Source organism: Halomonas sp. BM-2019, from assembly GCF_017584085.1.
Window position 1 is genome coordinate 2,624,561 of record NZ_CP071922.1, and the last position, 3,795, is coordinate 2,628,355.

Here is a 3,795-nt window from a genome sequence, read left to right on the forward strand (position 1 = left end):
GCTGGGCATCCGGGCGCCGCTGGTGCCGCTCAACGGCGACCTGATCCGCCTGGACGCCGAGGGCCTGACCCTCGAGGCCCGCCACCCCCAGCCGCCGTGCATCGTCAGCCAGAACGCCGTGGCGCCGCTGCGCGGCTTCGGCACCGAGGGCGGCGGACCCCGGCATGGCAGCCTCTATCTGGCCCTCTCGGTCACCGCTACCGGCGAGGGCGGCTGGACCCGGATCGGCCGGCTGATGCTGGATGCCAGCCAGGCCAGCCCCATCGACGAGGAGGCCTTCTCCGACTGGCTGGACGAGGCGCTCGAGTCGTTGACGGCCGATACCCTGGCCGAACTGCGCCTGTCCCTGCAGCCCCGACTGGTCCGCTGGTTCGCCGACCATTTGCGCCGCCTGCCGGAGATCCACCTGCAGATCCTTGCCGTCGAGGCACCCTCCACCAGTGACCTGGGCTGAGACGCCGCCAGCAAAATCCCGACAGGAGAAAGCCGCTCATCGAGCGGCTTTTTTGACTCTTCCTCGGGGGGCGGCTCCGCCCGCGAGCCTGGCCGTCACCGGGCGACGCCCATCACCCCTTGTTGGCGTTCTTCGGCGGACGACCGCGCTTGCGGCGGGGCGGCTCGGCCACCAGGTCATCGACGGAGAGTCCCGCCTCGCTGATCGCCTCGAGGATCTCGGAGCGCTTGCGCTCCTTCTGAACTTCCTCTTCCTGGCGCTGACGCTCTTCGTCCTTCTTCTGCTCGATTACCTCGACGATCACCTCGGATAGCTTGTGCAGCTGTTCCATGCTGAGCTGACGTGCCGCGGCGCGGGCGACGTTCTTGTTGCGAGCGATGCGCTCCAAGGATTCGCTGGACATCTGCCCCTCCTGAACTGGTCATACGAGACGGGTATTTCGCGTGTGTGTCAGGAAAAAGTATATGCATGTACCAACGAATGGCAAGGAAAGTCGCTGCTTTATGGCTTCAAATGGCTCCGGAACATTTCTCCCTGGGGCATGCTGAAACCGTCATGAAGACGGCGCCCTCGGGCGCCGTTAAGAAGAGCAAGCGGTACCGGGGCCGGCCTAGCCGCCGGTCATGTTCATGAAGCGAACCACCTGCACATCGCCATCGGTGGTGAAGTGGTGGCGTTCCGGCTTGAGGGGCATCGCCGTCACGATGGCGTGCTTGAGGGCGTCGAGATCGCCCGGGTTGGCTCGCAACACCCGGCGCAGGTCGACGGAGTGCTCGTTGCCCAGACACAGCAGCAGGCGCCCTTCCACGGTGACCCGGACCCGGTTGCAGGTCGCGCAGAAATTGTGACTGTGGGGCGAGATGAAGCCGATCCGGGTGTGGCTGTCGGCCATGCGGAAGTAGCGCGAGGGGCCCAGCGTCGTCTCGGCGGTGGGCACCAGGGGGTAGCGCGACTCGATCAGCGCCTGCACCTCGTCGCTGGAGCAGTAGGTCTCGTCGCGGCGGTGATCGGAGATATCGCCCAGGGGCATCTCTTCGATAAAGCTGATATCCAGGCCCTCGCGGTGCGCGAACTCGACCAGGTCGATCACCTCGTCATCGTTGCGCCCCTTGAGGATCACCGCATTGAGCTTGATGCGCTCGAAGCCGGCGTCCCGGGCGGCCCGAATGCCCTCGATGACCCGCGAGAGCTCCCCGGTGCGGGTCAGGCGGCGAAAGCGCTCGGGATCGAGGGAGTCGAGGCTGATATTGAGTCGCCTGAGGCCTCCCTCCCGGAGCCGCCGGGCGAGCCTCGGCAGGCTGGCACCATTGGTGGTCATGGCGAAATCCCGCAGGCCGGGCAGCCCGCCGATCTCCCCGACCAGCCAGTCGATATCACGCCGCACCAGGGGTTCGCCCCCGGTGAGACGCACCTTCTCCACACCCAGCTCGACGAAGGCCCGGGCCACCAGCGCCAGCTCTTCCAAGGTCAGCACCTGGGCGCGAGGCAGGAAGGTCATCTCCTCGCTCATGCAGTAGACGCAGCGGAAATCACAGCGGTCGGTCACCGAGATGCGCACGTAGCGCACCCGTCTACCGAAGTCGTCGATCAGCGTTCTGGGCAACGTAGTCATGCTTCTCACTCTCTCGTCGTCTCTCACCGTTCGGACCGGCCTATCAGGCCTTCCAGCGACGCGCATCCGCGTGGTCGGAGTCGCGCTCCGCCACCCAGTAGTCGCCGCCGGTGGCATGTTCCTTCTTCCAGAAGGGCGCACGGGTCTTGAGGTAATCCATGATGAAGTCGCAGGCCTCGAAGGCTGCCCGTCGATGGGCGCTGGCGACCACTACCAACACGATAGGGTCTCCCGGGGCCAGGCGTCCAACCCGATGGATCACGCTCACCCCATCCAGCGGCCATCGGCCCCGGGCCTCGGCCACGATGGCCTCCAGGGCGGACTCGGTCATTCCCGGGTAATGCTCCAGCGTCAGCGCGGTGACTTCCGGGGTCTCGTTGAAGTCGCGCACCAGTCCGGTAAAGCTGACCACGGCACCGATATCGGTGCGCCCCGCCAGCAGGGCCTGCTGCTCGGCACCCGGGTCGAAGGGCGCTTCCTGGACGCGAATCCTGGGGGAGTGGACCATCGGATCAACCTCCTGTGACGGGCGGGAAAAAGGCGACCTCGTCCTGATCGGTGAGCGGCGTGTCGTCACCGGCCATGACCTGGTTCACCGCGCACAGCACACGGCCCTCGTCGAGCCGCGAGAAGCACGGATCCAGGGCCTTGAGGGCTGCCTTGAGGCCGGCAACGTCGGCGCTGGCCAGGTCGGCAAGGGGCACCGAGACGTCCCCCACCCCGAGCCGCTCGCGCAGCTCAGCCAGGCACTTCACGCGGATGCAGGGACCGGGGAGGTTGCAGCGGCTGCCCAGCGCCACTTCCCCGGCCTGCCCCTCGCCGGTGACGATGGGCCCCTCGGCGGCCCTGACGACGGCCGTAGCGGCGGCCGTAGCGGCGGTCCCTAGCCGGCGATAGTCCCCGGAGACGCCGCCGGTCTTGGTCTCGAGGCGAATAGCGCCGATCTCCATGTCCTTGTCCACCGCCTTGCACATGTCGTAGAGGGTCAGGCAGGCCACCGAGACGGCGGTCAGGGCCTCCATCTCGACCCCGGTCCGCCCGTTGAGGCGGCAGCTGGCGGTGACCTCCACAAAGCTCTCGTCCTCGTCGAGGCGAAAGTCGATGGCCACCCGGGTCAGGGCCAGGGCGTGACAGAGGGGAATCAGCTCGTGGGTGCGCTTGGCGGCCTGGATGCCGGCGATGCGCGCCGTGGCCAGCACATCGCCCTTGGGCAGCCCGCCCTCGGCCAGCAGGGTCAGGGTCTCGGGCTTCATGCGGATGCGCCCGGAGGCGGTGGCCTCCCGGCGGCTCTCGGCCTTGTCGGCGACGTCCACCATATGGGCTTCGCCGCGTACGTTGAGATGGGTCAGTGACATGGTCATGGCCTCACGGGAATCGAAACAGAGGTTGGATGGTGACCGCCTCCCCGGCGGCAACGCCGGGGCGCTCGGCGGCGATCTCGATCAGGCAGTTGGCCTGCACCATGGAAGAGAGAATGCCGGAGCCCTGGGCGCCGGTGCCGGCGACGTGAAGCCGCCCGTCGGCGTCGCTGCGGTAGATGCCGCGCAGGTAGTCGACGCGACCGGGGCGGCTCTTCAGCGCGTGATCGGCAAGGGCGACCAGCCGCGGGGGCTCCCACGCCGCCCGGCCCTGCAGGCGGGCCAGCAGGGGGGCGGCGAACTGCAGGAAGGTCACCATGGCCGCCACCGGGTTACCCGGCAGGCCCAGGAAGGGCACACCCCGCTCGCCC

Annotated in this window: 4 protein-coding genes and 2 pseudogenes; 1 reads left to right on the forward strand and 5 read right to left on the reverse strand. The window is 67.8% G+C overall.

What is annotated here, in order from left to right; genetic code table 11:
* Positions 1-454 (forward strand): annotated as a pseudogene (locus J5F18_RS13135) (ribonuclease J); the annotation flags it as partial.
* A gap of 112 nt (positions 455-566) precedes the next feature.
* On the opposite strand, the gene J5F18_RS13140 reads toward J5F18_RS13135, so the two are convergent.
* The 5 genes and pseudogenes from J5F18_RS13140 to J5F18_RS13160 all read right to left on the reverse strand — a co-directional run.
* Positions 567-857 (reverse strand): hypothetical protein, encoded by a 291-nt coding sequence (locus J5F18_RS13140; RefSeq protein ID WP_346299060.1) that lies wholly within the window; start codon positions 855-857, stop codon positions 567-569.
* A gap of 207 nt (positions 858-1,064) precedes the next feature.
* A complete protein-coding gene (moaA, locus tag J5F18_RS13145) occupies positions 1,065-2,057 on the reverse strand; it encodes a GTP 3',8-cyclase MoaA (protein ID WP_346302229.1) in 993 nt (330 codons plus the stop codon).
* A gap of 52 nt (positions 2,058-2,109) precedes the next feature.
* Positions 2,110-2,574 carry a molybdopterin synthase catalytic subunit MoaE gene (gene moaE, locus J5F18_RS13150; protein WP_346299061.1) on the reverse strand — a complete coding sequence of 155 codons (465 nt, stop codon included), beginning with the start codon at positions 2,572-2,574 and terminating at the stop codon, positions 2,110-2,112.
* Positions 2,575-2,578: 4 nt separating this feature from the next.
* Complete coding sequence (gene moaC / locus J5F18_RS13155) at positions 2,579-3,421, reverse strand: cyclic pyranopterin monophosphate synthase MoaC (RefSeq protein WP_346299062.1); 843 nt, start codon at positions 3,419-3,421, stop codon at positions 2,579-2,581.
* A 10-nt stretch (positions 3,422-3,431) separates the two neighbouring features.
* A pseudogene (locus J5F18_RS13160) lies at positions 3,432-3,795 on the reverse strand (molybdopterin molybdenumtransferase MoeA); the annotation flags it as partial.